The organism is Aliiroseovarius sp. (assembly GCF_965228805.1).
Taxonomy (GTDB): Bacteria; Pseudomonadota; Alphaproteobacteria; order Rhodobacterales; family Rhodobacteraceae; genus JASBTN01.
On sequence record NZ_CBDDIE010000003.1, the window covers coordinates 951,740 to 969,638 of the forward strand.

19 protein-coding genes are annotated in these 17,899 nt (G+C 61.6%); 11 read left to right on the top strand and 8 right to left on the bottom strand.

Annotation, left to right across the window (positions count from 1 at the left end):
* Positions 1–15: 15 nt before the first annotated feature.
* Positions 16–516 (bottom strand): flagellar basal body-associated FliL family protein, encoded by a 501-nt coding sequence (locus tag ACO07D_RS05930; RefSeq protein ID WP_421702027.1) that lies wholly within the window; start codon positions 514–516, stop codon positions 16–18.
* A gap of 126 nt (positions 517–642) precedes the next feature.
* On the opposite strand from ACO07D_RS05930, the gene fliF reads away from it, so the two are divergent.
* The 4 genes from fliF to fliP are packed head-to-tail and all read left to right on the top strand — an operon-like array spanning position 643 to position 4,001.
* Positions 643–2,334 (top strand): flagellar basal-body MS-ring/collar protein FliF, encoded by a 1,692-nt coding sequence (gene fliF / locus ACO07D_RS05935; protein ID WP_421702028.1) that lies wholly within the window; start codon positions 643–645, stop codon positions 2,332–2,334.
* The gene (locus tag ACO07D_RS05940) at positions 2,331–2,972 is read left to right on the top strand and encodes a flagellar biosynthesis protein (RefSeq protein WP_421702029.1); all 642 of its coding nucleotides are present in this window, start codon (positions 2,331–2,333) and stop codon (positions 2,970–2,972) included. The genes fliF and ACO07D_RS05940 overlap by 4 nt, the downstream gene beginning before the upstream one ends.
* Complete coding sequence (locus ACO07D_RS05945; RefSeq protein WP_421702030.1) at positions 2,965–3,252, top strand: FliM/FliN family flagellar motor switch protein; 288 nt, start codon at positions 2,965–2,967, stop codon at positions 3,250–3,252. Before ACO07D_RS05940 ends, ACO07D_RS05945 begins: the two co-directional genes overlap by 8 nt.
* A gap of 53 nt (positions 3,253–3,305) precedes the next feature.
* Positions 3,306–4,001, top strand: a complete 696-nt coding sequence (gene fliP, locus ACO07D_RS05950) for a flagellar type III secretion system pore protein FliP (RefSeq protein ID WP_421702031.1) — start codon at positions 3,306–3,308, stop codon at positions 3,999–4,001.
* A 206-nt stretch (positions 4,002–4,207) separates the two neighbouring features.
* On the opposite strand, the gene ACO07D_RS05955 is transcribed toward fliP, so the two are convergent.
* The 5 genes from ACO07D_RS05955 to ACO07D_RS05975 form a co-directional block, all read right to left on the bottom strand.
* The gene (locus tag ACO07D_RS05955; RefSeq protein ID WP_421702032.1) at positions 4,208–5,311 is read right to left on the bottom strand and encodes a flagellar basal body P-ring protein FlgI; all 1,104 of its coding nucleotides are present in this window, start codon (positions 5,309–5,311) and stop codon (positions 4,208–4,210) included.
* Complete coding sequence (locus ACO07D_RS05960) at positions 5,308–6,318, bottom strand: flagellin (RefSeq protein ID WP_421702033.1); 1,011 nt, start codon at positions 6,316–6,318, stop codon at positions 5,308–5,310. Before ACO07D_RS05960 ends, ACO07D_RS05955 begins: the two co-directional genes overlap by 4 nt.
* 10 nt (positions 6,319–6,328) lie before the next feature.
* Positions 6,329–7,795: a flagellar hook-associated protein FlgK gene (flgK, locus tag ACO07D_RS05965; RefSeq protein ID WP_421702034.1), complete on the bottom strand. Its 1,467-nt coding sequence runs from the start codon at positions 7,793–7,795 to the stop codon at positions 6,329–6,331.
* 29 nt (positions 7,796–7,824) lie between these two features.
* Positions 7,825–9,132, bottom strand: coding sequence for a flagellar hook protein FlgE (locus ACO07D_RS05970; RefSeq protein WP_421702035.1), 1,308 nt, complete (start codon positions 9,130–9,132; stop codon positions 7,825–7,827).
* 100 nt (positions 9,133–9,232) lie between these two features.
* Positions 9,233–10,072 carry an OmpA/MotB family protein gene (locus tag ACO07D_RS05975; RefSeq protein ID WP_421702036.1) on the bottom strand — a complete coding sequence of 280 codons (840 nt, stop codon included), beginning with the start codon at positions 10,070–10,072 and terminating at the stop codon, positions 9,233–9,235.
* Positions 10,073–10,324: 252 nt separating this feature from the next.
* Here ACO07D_RS05975 and hmgA point away from each other — a divergent pair, with 252 nt between their 5' ends.
* On the top strand, positions 10,325–11,677 hold the full coding sequence (gene hmgA / locus ACO07D_RS05980) for a homogentisate 1,2-dioxygenase (protein WP_421702037.1): 1,353 nt from the start codon (positions 10,325–10,327) through the stop codon (positions 11,675–11,677).
* Positions 11,678–11,749: 72 nt separating this feature from the next.
* Complete coding sequence (gene fahA / locus ACO07D_RS05985) at positions 11,750–13,012, top strand: fumarylacetoacetase (protein WP_421702038.1); 1,263 nt, start codon at positions 11,750–11,752, stop codon at positions 13,010–13,012.
* Positions 13,013–13,029: 17 nt separating this feature from the next.
* Here the strand turns inward: fahA and ACO07D_RS05990 are convergent, their stop codons facing one another.
* Positions 13,030–13,581 (bottom strand): DUF2585 family protein, encoded by a 552-nt coding sequence (locus ACO07D_RS05990; RefSeq protein ID WP_421702039.1) that lies wholly within the window; start codon positions 13,579–13,581, stop codon positions 13,030–13,032.
* A 101-nt stretch (positions 13,582–13,682) separates the two neighbouring features.
* Here ACO07D_RS05990 and ACO07D_RS05995 point away from each other — a divergent pair, with 101 nt between their 5' ends.
* From ACO07D_RS05995 to ACO07D_RS06015, 5 genes are all read left to right on the top strand, one after another.
* On the top strand, positions 13,683–14,144 hold the full coding sequence (locus ACO07D_RS05995; protein ID WP_421702040.1) for a DUF2059 domain-containing protein: 462 nt from the start codon (positions 13,683–13,685) through the stop codon (positions 14,142–14,144).
* An 82-nt stretch (positions 14,145–14,226) separates the two neighbouring features.
* The gene (locus ACO07D_RS06000) at positions 14,227–15,177 is read left to right on the top strand and encodes an MBL fold metallo-hydrolase (RefSeq protein ID WP_421702041.1); all 951 of its coding nucleotides are present in this window, start codon (positions 14,227–14,229) and stop codon (positions 15,175–15,177) included.
* Positions 15,178–15,179: 2 nt separating this feature from the next.
* The gene (locus ACO07D_RS06005) at positions 15,180–15,428 is read left to right on the top strand and encodes a hypothetical protein (RefSeq protein WP_421702042.1); all 249 of its coding nucleotides are present in this window, start codon (positions 15,180–15,182) and stop codon (positions 15,426–15,428) included.
* A gap of 147 nt (positions 15,429–15,575) precedes the next feature.
* Positions 15,576–17,195 carry an FAD-dependent oxidoreductase gene (locus tag ACO07D_RS06010; protein WP_421702043.1) on the top strand — a complete coding sequence of 540 codons (1,620 nt, stop codon included), beginning with the start codon at positions 15,576–15,578 and terminating at the stop codon, positions 17,193–17,195.
* Positions 17,196–17,199: 4 nt separating this feature from the next.
* Positions 17,200–17,394: a DUF2783 domain-containing protein gene (locus tag ACO07D_RS06015; protein ID WP_421702044.1), complete on the top strand. Its 195-nt coding sequence runs from the start codon at positions 17,200–17,202 to the stop codon at positions 17,392–17,394.
* Between the two features lie 65 nt (positions 17,395–17,459).
* Here the strand turns inward: ACO07D_RS06015 and ACO07D_RS06020 are convergent, their stop codons facing one another.
* Complete coding sequence (locus tag ACO07D_RS06020) at positions 17,460–17,840, bottom strand: hypothetical protein (protein WP_421702045.1); 381 nt, start codon at positions 17,838–17,840, stop codon at positions 17,460–17,462.
* Positions 17,841–17,899: the final 59 nt, after the last annotated feature.

Consider the following 17,899-nt stretch of genomic DNA (forward strand, 5'->3'; position numbering starts at 1 on the left):
GGGGGTTCTCCTTCCCTAGTTCAGGACAAATTCCATGATGAGGAGGTCACGCACGCGCCCCTCCCCGGTCACCAGCTGGATCCGCCGGAGCATCTGCGCACGCAGCATCAAAAGCGCCGAAGGGTCTTCGATATCCCGCATTTCGACCGCGCGCAGATACGAGTTCAGCACGTCCAGAACGCGCGGAACCAACTTGGTCACATCCTCTTGATATTGTGGCTCAACCTCCAGCGAGGCGCGAAAGCGCAAATGTCGGCTGCTCACCCCGTTGCCCAGGGAAATCACCAACGGATCAATCTCGACAAAAGCCACCGGCGGCAGATCCACGGCCTCTTCTACCGGCACATCGGCGTTAGCGGTTTCGGTCGCGGGGCCCAGAATCAGCCCCGAATAGACGGCAAAGAACCCGCCGCCGCCCAACAGCAACGCGAGCACAACACCGATCAGCAAGCCCTTCTTGGACTTCTTCTTCGGTGCCTCTTCTTCACCTTCAATCGGCTCTTCAACGTCCGCCATGGTGTCACCACTTTTTTTCGTGTCGAATCCTTATAGCCCGGTGCCTACTAACCGATTGTTAAGGGCGATCTGGGAAAACGGTTGCAACGACGGGGGCAGAAGCCCGCTCGCAGAAGGAGTTACGTCTTGCAGCAGATCCTGAACGTCTGGTCCGCGCTGGACATGCGCAAAAGGGTGATTGTGGTCTTGGCCACTGTGGCGATGTTTGCCGCCGTGCTCGGCCTGTCACGCATGGCCAGCCAGCCATCAATGTCGCTTCTCTATGCAGGGCTCGAATCGGGTCCGGCCGGTGAGGTCGTGAAGGCGCTGGAGGCACGCGGAGCGCAATATGAGATTCGCGGCGGATCCATTTTCGTCGAAGGCTCCCGCCGAGATGAGCTGCGCATGACATTGGCCAGCGAAGGGCTGCCAACGAACTCCTCAAAGGGCTACGAACTGCTGGATGGCCTGTCAGGATTCGGAACCACCTCGCAGATGTTCGATGCCGCCTATTGGCGCGCGAAGGAAGGGGAGCTGGCGCGCACCATTGTCTCCTCTCCCCTCATCCAACAAGCGCGCGTGCATATCGCAAACCCCTCGCCGCAGGGCTTTCGGCAAAGGGGGACACCAACAGCATCGGTTACCGTCGCCACAGCCAGCGGCACCCTTTCCGCCCAGCACGCCAAAGCTTTGAAATTCCTGGTGGCGTCCGCCGTCACGGGGCTGTCACCGGAAGACGTTTCAATCATCGATGCGCGTGGTGGGCTGGTCATGTCAGGCGACGAGGTCGCAACGGGCGCTGCCGATGGCGGTGACCGAGCCGAGGAGCTCAAGCGGAACGTCGAACGCCTTCTGGAAGCCCGCGTCGGCTATGGCAACGCGGTGGTCGAGGTGAACGTGGAAACCGCGACCGAACGGGAATCGATCCTGGAGCGCAGTTTCGACCCCGATAGCCGCATCGCCATATCGACCGAGACCGAAGAGACCACGAACTCTGCCCGCGATACGCGCAGCGGCGGCGTGTCGGTCGCCTCGAATCTCCCATCCGGCGAGGCAACAGGCGGTGACGGCGCCTCTTCGTCCAGCAATTCCGAAACGCGCGAGCGGGTGAATTACGAAGTCTCGGAAACCACCCGTGAAATCCTGCGCGCGCCAGGAACCGTCAAACGCATCAGTGTGGCCGTCCTCGTGGACGGGATCCGAACAGTGGATGCGGACGGCAACCCGGTCTGGGAGCCGCGTCCCGACGCCGAACTGACAGCATTGCGCGAGCTTGTTGCCTCTGCGGTCGGGTTCGACGAAGCCCGCGGCGACAGCCTGACCCTCAAAACCATGGAGTTCGAGCCGATCGTTGCCGAGGGCAGCGAAGCCAGCGGCGGACTGATGTCAGGCCTGAACCTGGATGTCATGTCGCTGATCAAGATAGGTGTGCTCGCCCTTGTGTCCTTGATTCTTGGCCTGTTTGTCCTGCGCCCGATCTTCGGCACCAATGCGGACGCATCCGCCCCGACTGGCGCGGCTGCGGGCGCCCTTCCTGGCCCGGCGCCGATCCCCTCGGGCCTGCCCACACCCACCGCAGCGCACGGCGAGGGTTTTCCCGACCCCAATGCGATTCCCGACCTGCCGCCCCTGACGGGAGAAATTGATGATGGCGGTTTCTCTCCGCCTGAAATGGCTGTGGTATCCGACATTGATTTCGGCGACGACGATCTGCCTGCGCTGGGGGGCGAACCCCTGGATCCGGTCGAACGCCTACGCGCACTCATCGACGAACGTCAGGGCGAGATGGTCGAAGTTCTGCGGGGCTGGATGGAAGATGAAGAGGAGCCAGTGCGATGAAATCCCTGTTTCCCCTTGAGGAGTTCGACGCGGCCGACCTGCCCTCGGGCACGCAACGCCCAAAGGCCGCTGCGGCTCCACCAGTTCCGCCTCCCGCCCCCGCGATATCGGTCGAAGAGCTCGAGAAGGTGCGCCTTGAAGGCTACGAGGCGGGATACCAGGCTGGCTGGGATGATGCCAACCGCGCCGAGACCGAGGATCAGAGCCGCATTGGCGCGGAGTTTGCCCGCAACCTGCAGGACCTCGGCTTTACCTTTCATGAGGCACGCAGCCACGTGATGCATGCGCTGGAGCCTCTGTTGACCGGGATGGTCGAAAAGGTTCTGCCCCGCATCGTGTCCGAGACCGTGGGGCAGACCATTGTCGAAGAACTGCTTCCCCTGGCCTCCGAAGCCGCCGACACCCCGATCGAGGTCGTGGTCAGCCCGGCCAGCCGCCCGGCGCTGGAAACCCTTTTGTCGGAGGCCACCACCGTGCCCTTCGCGCTGAAGGAAGAGGAAAGCCTGGCGGAAGGCCAAGTCTTCCTGCGCTCGGGCAAGACAGAAAAACATCTTGATCTGACCGGGGCGGTCGACCGGATCGGCACCGCCATCAACGGTCTTTATGAACTCAACGAGAAGGCGTTCCAGAATGGATGACTTTGCACAAGATATGGACAACGGTAACTCAAACCCGTTCACCCAGGTGCCGATCGAGATCACGATATCGGTGGGCAAGGCCCGGCCAATGGTGCGGGACCTGTTGAAACTCAAGGCGGATTCGGTTCTACCCCTGGACAAGAAGGTCGAGGATCCGGTCGAACTCTACATCGGCGACAAGCTGATTGCGCGAGGGGAGCTGGAGGAAGTCGAAGGCGACCCCGGTGGGCAGCTGGCCGTGCGTCTGACCGAAGTTGCCGATCTGAAATCGGGGCTCTGACCATGGCCCGTGTCACACGCGCCGTGGGCTTCTGCACGGCTATTTTGTTAACTATGATTTTCCTGGCAGGCCCGGCCCTTGCGCAGGATATTTCCATTTCCCTGGGCGACGATGGGTCCCTTGCAACCCGCTCGATTCAGCTTCTGGTTCTGGTTACGGTGTTGAGCCTAGTGCCCGGGCTGGCAATCATGATCACCTGCTTCCCGTTCATCGTCACGGTGTTGTCGATCCTGCGCCAGGCCATCGGGTTGCAGCAATCCCCCCCCAACATGCTGATCATCAGCCTCGCACTGTTTCTGACCTATTTCGTGATGGAACCTGTGTTTACCGAGGCCTGGGCGCGTGGGGCCGCCCCTTTTTCCGAAGGCAATATGGAGCTGGAACCAGCCTTCATGGCAGCACTTGAGCCTTTCCGGGTCTTCATGTCCGCCCGGATCGACGTCGAGACCTTCCAGAACCTCGCCAGCCTGCGCGAGGCCACCGTGGGGATTGCACCCGAGCCAGAGGCGCCACTGTCGCTGCTCGTGCCCTCATTCCTGCTGTCAGAGATCGAACGCGCTTTTCAGATCGGCTTCCTTCTGTTCCTGCCCTTCCTGATCATCGACCTCGTCGTGGCGGCAATTCTCATGTCGATGGGCATGATGATGGTGCCGCCGGCGATCGTCTCGCTCCCATTCAAACTAGCCTTCTTCGTGGTCGCAGATGGGTGGAGCCTGGTATCCGGCGCGCTGGTACGAAGCTACTTCTGACTTAGAACAAACAGGCGATGGGCGCGGGCATTCCCCGCGCCTTCTTCTATTCCAGCTGTACTCACGTGACGCGTCCTTCGTCCCTCGTGGCATCCAAGCAAGCGGCAGGTGCGGACAGGTGCCGACCTGTTCTGCATCTCGAACGAGAAAGGCCGGGGCATCCTTCACGACGCCCCGGCCTTCCGGAATTGAATGACGATACCTGCTCAGCGCACGATAAACTCCGCGTGTAGCGCTCCGGCCGCCTTGATGCTCTTCAGAATATCGATCATGTCGCGCGGTGAGACGCCCAGAGCATTCAGGCCTGCGATTACCTCAGACAGGTTCGTTCCCTCAGGCACTTCGGCCAGGCCGATGCCCGGCTCCTCCTCGATCCCGACCTCTGTGCGCGGAACCACGATCGGCGTGCCGCCCGAGAACGGGTTCGGCTGCACCACCAGAGGCTGCTCCTGGATCCGCAGGGTCAGATTGCCCTGGGATACGGCGACCCGGCTAATGCGCACATCGGCTCCCATGACAATGGTGCCGGAGCGTTGATCCACCACGACCCGCGCCTTGCGCTCGGGTTCGACCGGCAGGTTTTCAATCTCGCCAATCGCATGGGCGGGCGACAGGGCGCGGGTTGCCTTGATGTCCAGAAGCACCGTGCCGCTGTCCAGCATGCGCGACACCACGCGGCCGAAGTTTCGGTTGATCGCATCCTCGATCCGCTCCGCGGTGGTAAAGTCCGGCGTGCGCAAGGCCAGGCGGATCGATTCCAGCTGGGTGAAATCGAAGTCGATCTCACGCTCCACCCGTGCGCCGCTAGGGACAACACCTGCGGTTGGCACCCCTTGGATCACACTGGCGCCATCGCCATCTGCCGAGGCGCCACCGGCGATCACAGTACCCTGGGCCACCGCATAGATCTGCCCGTCCGCCGCGTTCAGCGGGGTCATGACCAGGGTGCCACCCAGCAGGCTCTTGGCGTCACCAATCGCCGAAACGGTAATGTCGATCTTGGACCCGGCCCGCGCAAAGGGCGGCAGGTTTGCCGTCACGAAGACGGCCGCGACATTCTTGGGGCGAAACTGTTCGCCAGTGACGTTCACACCCAGACGTTCCAAGATGTTGGCCATGATGTCTTCGGTAAAGGGCGCGTTGCGAATGCCATCGCCGGTTCCGTTCAGCCCGACCACCAGGCCATATCCGATCAGGTCGTTTCCGCGTACGCCATCGAACTCCACCAGATCCTTGATCCGCACTTCACTCGCGACAGCCGGAACGACCAGACACAGGGACCACAAAAGAGTAAGTATTGTTTTCATCATCGCATGTAATCCGTGAAGTTGAGCTGCGCGATACGCGCGGTGATCGTGTAGAGCGTCTCGATCTGGCCATAGACCGCTTCCAGCTCGGTTGCAGTGTCATAGGGGTCGGCACCGATCAGGTCGTTGCGCGCGATCTCGAGGGCAGATCGTTCCGCAGTATTCTGGACCGAGATATCCTCGATCCGAGCCTGTTGCGCGCCAATCTCTGCCCTGAGGCTGGTCAGTGGACCGTCAGCGGTCATGAGCCCTTCGCCTGCGATGCGGAGCAGATCGGCCTGGGAATCACTGTCCCCGGGAAGCCGCCCTTCGGCGATCAAGGCGACCTTGGCATAGGATTTCATCACATCGCGCAGCGCCTGGTCATCGGCGCGCACGGGTTGCGTGACGATCTCCCCATCGCCCACACGGATCGGACCCATGTCAGTTGTTGAACCCAGATAGGCCAGAGTTTCGAAACCGCCACCTGGCGTGTCGAACCAGGCATCCACCGCAGCAGAAATATCGACCGCAGAGGCGGCGCTGGCCGTCGCCAGGTTCAGCTCTGCCAGGATGGTATCCGCATCAGCCAGGGCCGGTCCATCCGTGGCAGCACCAGCCATCAGGGTGCGATCCGCAATCCGCGTATTCAGCTGAGAAACAACTGACGCGAATTTCTGCTGCGCATCAGCGGCCGTGTTGTATAGCAGCGTCGGATTGCGCGAGGAGCTGGCCTGGAGAAGCGCCGGTGCAAGTTCCTGACTGGTGGTCTGAACATACTCCAGGGACAGTTGTACGGTATCGGTCAATGAGGCCGCCTCGACCGTGGCGGTCTTGTAAGCGTCGAGCGCCTTCAGCGTGCGTTCGATCCCTGCGATCGGACCGTAATCCCCGGTCACTTTCGAGGAGGTGTTTTCACGCACCCCGGTCGTCAACTCGGTCGATAGGCGGGTCAGATCTGTCTTCAGCTGACGGGTCAAGCGCTGGGTCTGGAAGGTGCCGGCCATGTCACCGATGGTCAGGTTGGTCATCTGTCCCTCCTCACATCGACAGGAGCTGCTGGATCATTTCATCCACCGTTGCGATCACCCGAGCGTTGGCAGCATAGGCCTGTTCGATCAGCAGAAGCTTCTGCATCTCGTTGTCGGTATCCACACCGGACTCCAGCTCCATCATCTTCAGGGTCTCATTCTGTGCGCTCGACGAGGCGAGCAGGTTTTCAGCGTGCAGCCGATCCGCACCGACCGACGACAAGAAATCCGCCGCCAAACCGCTGGAGGATCGCGCAGCATTGGTGAAATCCGCGCTGGCGGCGGTGCGCGTGTCCGTCAGAGCGTTGGTCAGATCCTGAAGAAGCTGTGCATTGCCCACCTCGCCTGGGGTGGCTGCCCCAAGCCCGTCGCGCAGGCGCCAGATGGCCCCGCCCTGGGCGGGATCGACGGCGGTGTTTACAGCCAGCCTTTCGGACAGGGCGACCTCGTCGGTCGGATCGAAAGCGCTGCCCGCGTCCGTAAACAGGCCTGCTGCACCAACCGCGCGGGTGGTATCCAGCGCCGGATCCTGAAACCGTTCGACCAGGTCCCGGGAAAATGCGTCGAGGTCCTTTTGTGCGTCCACGGCCAGGACATCGCGGATTTCGAATGCGGCGGCGAGCGTACCGCCGCCAAAGGCGTTGCGCCCCTGGCCATCCGGCGAAGGCATGGCCAAACCGTTCAGGGTCAATCCAGACAAGGCGCCGGAAGCCTGCGTCATCTCAGGCACGATCAAGCTGCCCGCTTGCGAGAAGCCAACTGTGGCGGCTTTACCGTCCAGCAGGATCGCACCGCCATCGGTATAAAGCGCGACCATACCATTATCGCGCGGCGCCTGGCGCAGGGGCACGATGGGCGAGAGTTTGTCGATCTCCTGCTGGCGCAGATCCATCAGCGAGGATGGGTCCAGCCCGCGGGCAATGGTCTCCTGAATTTCGTAGTTCAGCGTCTCTACCCGCTTCAGGCCTTCATTGAGCGACGTGACCTGGTTGGCGATGCTGGTATCGGCCTCCATCCGGGCCTGCTGGATCCCATCCGTGGCCCCGTTGATATGGCTCACCAGATCCTGCGCAGCATCCAGAACCGCATTCAGGCGCGATTCATTGTCGGGACGCGAGCTGGCCTCGACCAGAGCTGCTTCGAACTGGGCAAGGCGACCGGACAGGGAATGCGCATCTTCAGGCGTGCCGATGATGCTCTCCAGATCATTCAGAAAGGCCGCAATCGAACTGTCATGCCCGGCGCTGGCATCGGACAGCACCCGGTCGTTGATCACACCCTGATCGACCAGCCGCGTCACGCCATTGACCTTTACACCGCCGGGCGTGCCTCCCAAATACTGGGAGGACACCTCGAGCTGGCGGGTGGCGTAACCGGGCGTGTTCGCATTGGCCACATTGGACGAGACGACCTCGGTCGCACGCGCAGTGGCGGTCAGCCCGGAGAGGGCGTTGTTCAATGATCCGGCAATGGTCATGCCTTAACCTCCGTATCCCACCCCGGAGCTTAGCGTTTAATGTTCGTGGTCTCCTGCAGCATCTCGTCAACGGTCTGGATGACCTTGGCGTTCGAACTGTAGGCTCGCTGGGTCTGGATCAGGTTGGTGAGTTCACCCGCCACATCCGTGGTCGACCCCTCGCGGGCAAAACCGATCACCTCGCCGGTCGGGCCGTCACCGGCATCCCATAGGAAGAAGGAGCCCGATTGCACCGACACCTGGTAGGACTGGTTAGATAGCGAAATCAGCCCGTTCGGGTTGGGCACATCAATCAACGGCACCTGGTAGATCGTACGGGTGAAGCCGGTGTCATAGGTGGCTGTGACCAGACCATCCTCGTCGATCTCAACGGCGGTCAGGTTACCGACCGGCGAGCCGTCCTTGGTGATCTGGGTCGGCGCGAAACTGTCGGATAGCTGGGTCAGACCGTTGGTGTCGCCTATCCGCCCGATTGTCACGTCTAACGGCCCGCCGGCCACGGTCAAGGCAAGCTCGCCGGTGGCCGGGTCATAAGCCCCGCCAGACGTCACGGCAACCGAAGCCAGCGTGCCCCCGTTGGCGCGGGTATCATCGAATGTCAGGACATATTCGCCAATCACCGCACCGCCCGAGGCGCTGTCGCGGATCACCATGGTCCATTCGTTGGACGACCCGGTAGCGGGAACGGTCGGCGTAAAGGTAATGTCGAGCGACTCGGAGGTACCCAGGTTGCCAAAGTACTCTACCGATAGCGGCAGAGCGGTCCCGGCCGAACCCGCCTCGGTATCGACAGCGGGCAGGTTCACCCCCAGGTTCATCTGCGTGGTCGGGTCTCCGGCGCTTTGATTCGAGTTGATCACGATGGGTTCCAGCCCGTTGGCGGTATCGCGCGGGAAGGTCCCTATTGTGCCGTCGGCATCCGCGGGCCAGCCCAAAAGCACCAGGCCGGTTTCCGTCTTCAACACACCTTCGGCATCGGTGCGGAACGAACCGGTCGTGGTCATCATCATCGGCCGATCACCAGCCGAGGTATCAAGGTAGACCTCCTGCGTAACCGGCAGCATGCCGTTCCCGGCAATCGCGATGTCCAGCGGGTTCGAGGTTGAGATCAGCGGCCCATGTTCATCAATCATCCGCGATGTCGTGGTGCGCACCCCACCGGCGGAATAGGTGCCCGCCCCGGCAATCCCGCCAATCACCATGCTTTCGAAATCCGCCGTGGCGCGTTTGTAGCCGAATGTCGAGGAGTTCGCGATGTTATCGGAGATGGTTGCCAATTTGGTGGCATTGGCGTTCAGGCCGGCCACGCCGGCACTCAGCGAGGAGGAAATCGTCATAAGGTGCGCCTTTCTGCTGCATCAACCCCTTGTCAATGCTCAGACATAGCAAGCAGCCCTTAACAGCCCCCTAACATCTAAAATCCTATCTATCCGCCCTTCACTCTCCGTCCAGATCAGAGCGCAGCAGGATCAGCTCGATGCGATTGTTGCGCACGGCCATCGGGTTTCGCGCCGCTGGATCACGGTCGGCATGACCTGTCACACGCTGCACGCGATCCGATGCAAACCCTTCAGTTTCCAGCAGTTTACGCATCATTGCAGCCCGTTCGGCGGACAAATCCCATGACGGGTTCTCAGCAACAACGATCGGCTGCGCCCGCACGTGACCACCCAACGCCACATCGTTGGAAACAAGTGCGAAGACCCGGGCCATCATGCCCGCAAGCTCGGCCAGAACCGGCATGGGCACGGCAGTTCCATCTTCAAACAGAGGCTCACCAGCCAGGTCGAACAGCTCGATCACCAAGCCCTCATCCGTCACCTGGGTCACGATATGACGCATCGCCTTGTCGCCGAGCATGCTCTCACCGGCCTGACCGGTAAGCATCTCTTCAACCTCTTCCAACATTGCGGTTTCGGCCGCTTCGGCACCAGAGTCACCTGCGCTGGTACCTTCGCCGCTGGCACCGGGGTGACGCGGCAGCCCGCCATGGCCAGTCTGGGCCAGGGTTTCCTCGGTAAAGACCGAGTCGCCTCCGAAAGAGCCATCGCCACCGCCGGACACCCGGTTCACCGGGATCGTCGGACTGAAATAGTCCGCGATACCTTTTCTTTGCTTTTCCGTCGTAGCATTCAGCAGCCACATCAACATGAAAAAGGCCATCATGGCAGTCACGAAGTCGGCATAAGCCACCTTCCAGGCGCCACCGTGGTGACCATCGCCACCACCCTTTTTGACCTTCTTGATGATGATGGGCGCATTTGATTGCGCAGCCATCCCACCACCTCATTTGTTCACCCAGGGATGACCGTAGCAAGGGGGCGTAAAGATCGACTTAACCTTTCAAATTGTGCGGATTTTCGGGGGTCGGGGCGGGTTTTTCCCGGCCTGGCGGCACCACCCGACCCAGTTTTTCTTGACTTCGTTGCATCTGAAACAATATTCTCCGAACCACGCAACAGGAAATGCATAACATGTGCAGCAATTCCGTCAGCGCCTGGCAGCCGACGGATTTCGGGGGGAGACGAGATGAACACGCAAGACACCGCACGCCGGATGATCACCGCAGCCACCTCGGTGGGCACGACCGAAGGCTACATGCCCGGCTGGGCCAATGATTTCGAGACCGAGGCCTTGCCCGGCGCCCTGCCCCAGGGCATGAACAGCCCGCAGCGCTGTGAATACGGCCTTTATGGCGAGCAGCTGTCGGGCACCGCCTTTACCGCCAACCCGCCGGAACGCACCTGGTGCTATCGTATCCGCCCCGCGGTGAAACACTCGGCCCGCTATAGCAAGATCGACGTGCCCTATTGGAAATCCGCCCCCTGCGTGGACCCGGACGTGATCAGCCTGGGCCAGTACCGTTGGAATCCAGTCGAGGCAAGTGAAGGTCTGAACTGGATCACCGGCATGCGCACCATGACCACGGCGGGCGACGTGAACACCCAGGTCGGCATGGCCTCGCATATCTACCTGGTGACCGAATCGATGGTGGATGACTATTTCTTCTCAGCCGATAGCGAGCTGTTGGTCGTGCCGCAGGAAGGCCGCCTGCGGTTCTACACGGAACTGGGCATCATTGATCTGGAGCCGAAGGAGATCGGTATCATCCCGCGCGGCCTGGTCTACCGGGTCGAGCTGATCGACGGCCCCGCCCGCGGCTTTGTCTGCGAGAACTACGGCAAGAAATTCGAGCTGCCGGGACGTGGCCCGATCGGCGCCAACTGCATGGCCAACCCGCGCGACTTCAAGGCGCCGGTGGCGGCTTTCGAGGATCGCGAAGTCCCGTCCACCATCACCATCAAGTGGTGCGGCCAGTTCCACGTGACCGAGATCGGCCAGTCGCCGCTGGACGTGGTCGCCTGGCACGGCAACTACGCACCCTATAAATACGACCTGCGCAACTACTGCCCGGTCGGCGCGATCCTGTTCGACCACCCGGACCCGTCGATCTTCACGGTTCTGACCGCCCCCTCGGGCGATCCTGGCACGGCCAACATCGACTTCGTGCTGTTCCGCGAACGCTGGATGGTGGCCGAGGACACCTTCCGCCCGCCCTGGTACCACAAGAACATCATGTCCGAGCTGATGGGCAATATCTATGGCGAGTACGACGCCAAGCCCGATGGGTTCGTGCCCGGCGGGGTCAGCCTGCACAACATGATGCTGCCGCACGGACCGGACAAGAACGCCTTTGAAAAGGCCTCGAACGCGAACCTCGGCCCGGACAAGCTGGACAACACCATGTCCTTCATGTTCGAGACCCGCTTCCCGCAGCACCTGACCGCCTTCGCCGCGAACGAGGCACCGCTGCAGGACGACTACATCGACTGTTGGGCCGACATCGAAAAGAAATTCGATGGCACCCCGGGCAAGAAATAGGGCACAAGAAAACCGAGCATTTTCTTGCCGGGGTTGCGAAGATCCCGGATCCGTTGAGAGGACAGAACACTTATGAGCCTGATGAAATCCTGGGTCGACAGCGCCAACTCGGCCGAGACCCCCTTCCCGCTGAACAACCTGCCCTATGGCGTCTTTTCCACGCTGTACAGCGAACCCCATTGTGGCGTTGCGATCGGTGATCTGATCCTTGATGTGACGGCGCTGGAAGAAAAGGGCGTGATCCGCATTGACGACACGAACGTATTTGATGCCGGATCATGGAACGCCTTCATGCAGTTGGGCGCCGAGGTCTGGGAAGATTTCCGCTTCGCACTGCAACAACTGCTGAGCGAAGATGTTATCGCCGATGCCAAGGCCAGCGTGATCCCGCATCTGGTCAAGCAGGAAGAGGCAACAATGCACATGCCCTTCGCCGTGTCGGAATACACGGATTTCTACGCGGGCAAGAACCATGCCTTCAACGTCGGCACCATGTTCCGCGGCCCGGAAAACGCACTGCCGCCGAACTGGCTGCACATCCCGATCGGCTACAACGGCCGTGCCTCGTCGGTCGTCGTTTCAGGCAGCGATGTGCGCCGCCCCTGGGGCCAGCTGAAAGGCCCCAATGACGAGATGCCGCGCTTTGCCCCCTGTGCCCGCTTCGACCTGGAGCTGGAAATGGGCGCCATCGTCGGCCAGCCCAGCGAAGGGCCGATCACCGTGGGCGAGGCGGACCAGAACATCTTTGGCTACGTGCTTCTGAACGACTGGTCGGCACGCGACATCCAGGCTTGGGAATACCAGCCGCTGGGCCCGTTCCAGGCAAAGGCGACGGCGACCACGATTTCGCCCTGGATCGTCACAGCCGCCGCGCTGGAGCCTTTCCGCACCTCGACGCCCGAGCGCGAGAAAGAGTTGCTGCCCTACCTGACCGAGCCAAAGCCCGGGCTCTATGATATCGAGTTGGAAGTAACCCTGGCCCCCGAAGGCAAGGCGGAAACCACCATCGCGCGCACGAACTACAGCCAGATGTATTATTCGGCCGCACAGCAGCTGGCGCATCACACCACCTCGGGCTGCGCCATGACCGTGGGGGATCTGCTGGGCTCCGGCACAATTTCCGGCCCAACGAAACCCGAGCGTGGCAGCCTGCTGGAACTCAGCTGGGGCGGCAAGGAACCGCTGACCCTGGACACCGGCGAGGAACGTTCGTTCCTGGAAGACGGCGACACGCTGACCCTGAAAGGGGCGGCCAAGGGCGACGGGTATCAGATCGGCTTTGGTAACTGCACCGGCACCGTGCTGCCTGCGCTCGACGACCCGTACAAGCGCTGATCATGGGGCGCTGGACGTCATATCCCCTGCTGCCACTGCAAGATCGCGTCGCTGGGCGCGAGCAGCATGATGATGTTCAGCGCCAGACCGTCTCGGATCAACAGGGTGGTCAACACCTCGAACCCCACAATGATCGCGAGCGTCGCCCAGATCGGCAGGCGCAGCGCCAGCCAGAAGCCAACGAACATCGCGACCACATCCAGGCCCGAGTTGATTACCGCATCGCCCCAATACTCGTCGCTGACAGTGGTTTCGCGGTAGCGGTTGATCACGGCCTCGGTGTTCTCGACCACCTCCCAGGCGCATTCCACCACGGTGGCGACCAGAAGGCGCCAGCCCAGGCCTGCGCGGCGCATCACAAGGAAGGTGGCGCCGTAGAACAGGAAACCATGGATCAGGTGGCTGGGCGCATACCAGTCGAACAGATGCTGCGAGCTGCCGGATCCATCCCACAACCAGATCTCTCCACAGGTGCAGATCAGGTTGCGACCCATCATCCACAGGGTGACCAGGGTGCCGACGAAGACAACGAATGTGGCCCAATAGGGCAGATAACGACGATCAAACATGCGGCGATGGAATCACGCCAGCGCGCGGCTGTCTACCACCTTGTATCCGGCAACGGTCCACGGGAAGCTGCGCGCGCGTCCACCTTGAAAGGAAACTTGCAATGCGCCTGATCACCCTGTCTCTTGTCGCCTCTCTGCTGATGCCCCTGCCCGCCCTGGCGGACACCAAGGCACTGGCACATGAATACGCCAACCTGCCCGGTGTGCAGCAGTTGTTCGAAGACATGTTCTCCTCCGAAGCCCTGGCCGCTCAGTTCCGGCTGGGCGTACCCGCAGAGATCGAAATCTCGGACGAAAAACTGTCCCGGATCGGAGACGTCCTGTCGATCGAGATGAACAAGCTGCGCCCGGAGATGACCAACTACATGATCACCAGCATGGCCGACGCCTTCTCGGAGGATGAGCTGTCGGCACTGATCGAATTCTACAGCTCGGAACATGGCGCCTCCGCCATGCGCAAGATGCAGCCCTACATGGCCGATGTCATGGCGCAGCTCATGCCGCGAATGGGGGCGATGCAGCAGGCCGTTCTGCCGCAGATCATCGAAATCATGCAGGAATGACCCCTGCCTCAAAGCACGCTGGCGCGGAAGCCCCCCGACCGCGCCAGCCCGAACCCTGACCAACGCATAGAGGATTAACCCCATGGCCAAGGCATTCGCGTCGCAAGGCGACATGACCGAAAAGAAGATCACCTTCGACGAGATCGGCGAAGGGCTCTACGCCTTCACCGCCGAGGGCGACCCGAACTCCGGCGTGATCATCGGCGATGAAAGCGTCATGATCGTCGAAGCCCAGGCGACCCCGCGCCTGGCAAACAAGGTGATCGAATGCGTGCGGTCCGTGACCGACAAGCCGATTTCCCACGTGGTACTGACCCATTACCACGCCGTGCGCGTGCTGGGCGCCTCAGCCTTTGGCGCCAGCCAGATCATCATGTCGGACGTGGCCCGGTCCATGGTGGTCGAGCGCGGTCAGGAAGACTGGGACAGCGAGTTCCAGCGCTTCCCGCGCCTGTTCGAAGGACACGAAAGCATCCCCGGCCTGACCTGGCCGACCACCACGTTCAGCGATTCCATGACCGTGTACCTTGGCAACCGCCGCGTCGACATCATGCAGGTCGGCCGCGCCCACACCGCTGGTGACGCCGTGATCCACGTGCCGGATCAGAACGTCATGTTCACCGGTGACATCGTCGAAGACCACTCGGCCTGCTATTGCGGCGACGGGCATTTCAACGATTGGGGTGACACACTGGACAACATCAAGTGGTTCGACGTGGACGCCATCGCACCGGGCCGTGGCGGCGCTCTGGTCGGCAAAGAGGCCGTGAATCGCGCCATCGAAAGCACCCGCGATTTCGTCGAAAGCACCTATAAGCCGGTCGCCAAGGTTGCCGCGCGCGGTGGCTCGCTGAAAGAAGCCTGGGACGCGGCCCGCGCCGAATGCGACCCGAAATTCGCCGATTACGCGATCTACGAACACTGCCTGCCCTTCAACGTGGCGCGCGCCTATGACGAAGCGCGCGGCATAGACACCCCCCGCATCTGGACCGCGCAGCGCGACCTGGACATGTGGGAAGCCCTGCAGGGCTGATCATGACCCGCGTCACTCACTTCAAAACGGCCGCTCTGAAAGCGGCGGTCGTTCTAATCCCCTCCTACTTGGCTGCTTATCTGACGGACAAGATGGTTTGGGTGGTTCCCACATTGGCTGCATCGAGCTTCTTTGCTGCAACCATTGGACTGGAAGCCACAGCTCTGCGACGCAGGGTCGATGAGGATGGGGAGAGTGACGCCGAGGACGAGCAGGACGCACAAAGCCTGGAGACACTCTTCGAGAGTTGATCCAGCCGGGACAGCCCCGGACCACACCAACGCTCGTCGCATCTTGAGGAGACATGCGGCGAGCGGCCACACCTATCGTTGCAAACGCAACGGAATTTACGGTTTAAGCTAAGGGCAGAAACCCTGCCCGTCGCCGGAGGAGACACAATGAACGCCGAGAACAAGATTTTCGAAGTGCCGCTCTATGCCTATGAGCGGAGCCCGGACCAGGACAGCGAAGCTGCGGTCCGCCACCCCGTCGTGATCATCGGCGCAGGCCCCATCGGCCTGGGCATGGCAATCGACCTGGCCCAACAGGACGTGCCGGTGGTGATCCTGGACGACAATGACAAGGTCTCCTTCGGCTCGCGTGCGGTGTGCTACGCCAAGCGCCCGCTGGAAATCCTCGACCGCCTGGGCTGTGGCCAGCCGATGGTGGACAAGGGCGTCGAATGGAACCTGGGCAAGGTCTTCTTCGACGAACGCAAGATCTATGAGTTCGACCTCTTGCCCGAAGACGGGCACGAGCGTCCGGCCTTCATCAACCTCCAGCAGTATTACTTCGAGGAATACCTGGTGAACCGGGTCCGCGAGCTGCAGGCCGAGGGCAAGAAGATCGAGATCCGCGGCAAGAACAAGGTCTCGGCGATCAGCAACAACCACACCCATGCCACGCTGGAAGTGGACACGCCGGAAGGCCCCTACAATGTCGAAGCCGACTGGCTGATCGCCTGTGACGGCGCCGGTTCACCGACCCGCCAGATGCTGGGCCTCGACTTCGTCGGTCGCGTGTTCGAAGACAACTTCCTGATCGCCGATGTGATCATGGAAGCCGACTTCCCCACTGAACGCTGGTTCTGGTTCGACCCACCCTTCAACAAGGGTCAGTCCGCTCTCCTGCACAAGCAGCCCGACAATGTCTGGCGCATCGACCTGCAACTGGGCTGGGACATCGACAAGGACGAGGAAAAGAAACCGGAAAACGTCATCCCGCGCCTCAAGGCGATGCTGGGCGAGGACGTGCAGTTCGAACTGGAATGGGTGTCGATCTATACCTTCCAATGCCGCCGGATGGAGAAATTCCGCCATGGCCGCGTGATCTTTGCCGGTGACGCCGCGCACCAGGTGTCGCCCTTCGGCGCCCGCGGCGCGAACTCGGGCCTGCAGGACACCGACAACCTGGGCTGGAAACTGAAGCTGGTGATGGACGGCAAGGCGCCCGAAAGCCTGCTGGAAAGCTACGACATGGAGCGGATCCATGGCGCGGACGAGAACATCATGAACTCCTCGCGCTCGACCGACTTCATTACGCCGAAGTCGGACATGTCCCGTATCCTGCGCGACGCGGTGCTGGACCTGGCCGAGCAGCATGAATTCGCCCGCCCGCTGGTCAATGCCGGTCGCCTGTCGGTGCCCTGCACCTATGACGGCTCGCCCTTGAACACCGCCGACGCGCTGGATGGGCCGGAGCGAACGCGCCCTGGTTCCCCCTGCCCGGACGTGAAGCTGGGTGACGACTATCTTCTGCGTCAACTGGGCGACAAGTTCACCCTGCTGACCATCGACGCAGATGCGCCGGACAGCCTGGAAGAGGACGGGATCGAAGTGACCCGCCTGGCCCTGTCGGCCAAGGCCGATACCACGGGCCTCTTGAAGGCGCGCTACCTCGGTAACGAGGAGTCAGCGGTCTACCTGATCCGTCCCGACCAGCACGTGGCGGCCCGCCGCCCGAGCTTTGACGAAAACCTGTTCCGCGCCGCCATTCGCCGCGCCACCGGAAAGGAGTAACCCCATGTCTGATCTGAACCTGCAACCGAACATCGCTGGCGCGGATGACTTCTACGCCGAACTTCTGGCCGCCCACGAGGGCCTGTCAAAAGCGGACAGCGATGCGCTGAATGCCCGCCTTGTGCTGGTGCTGGCCAACCAGGTGGGTGACCGCGCGGTGCTGAGCGAAGCCCTGAAGGTGGCCAAGCTGGACGGCTGAACCACCTGACAAGACACTCAAAAGCCCGGCCATTGGCCGGGCTTTTCTTTTGCTGTGCGCGTGCCTCAAGCAGGCCTGCGCCGCGCCAAAACAGGTGACACCGCACCGGCCACCACCATCAAGGCCGCCACCTGGCCCAGAACCACTGCAGGCCAGATCAGCGCAAATTGATCGTTGAGGTATTTCTGCGGCCCAAAGGACAAAAGCGCGATCACCACCGCCAGCAGCGCAAACGCCCGACCCAGCAACGTGGTCGGGCGCAGCAGGATGCCTGCCACCGCCGTGGCAAACCCTGCCGCCAGAATGGGTGCAATCGCTCCCAGCGGGATTTTCACCGGTGGATGGGGTGGCACTCCGGCATAAAGCGACGCCAGCATGACCCCCTGCAGAATGATCAGCATCACCAGCCCGGTGGTTGCAATTCTTGTGTTCTCATCATCTCTCATATCAGCCTCCAATACCGTAATCATGTGTACGCTTGTACCTAGCCGTAATTGCATGTACG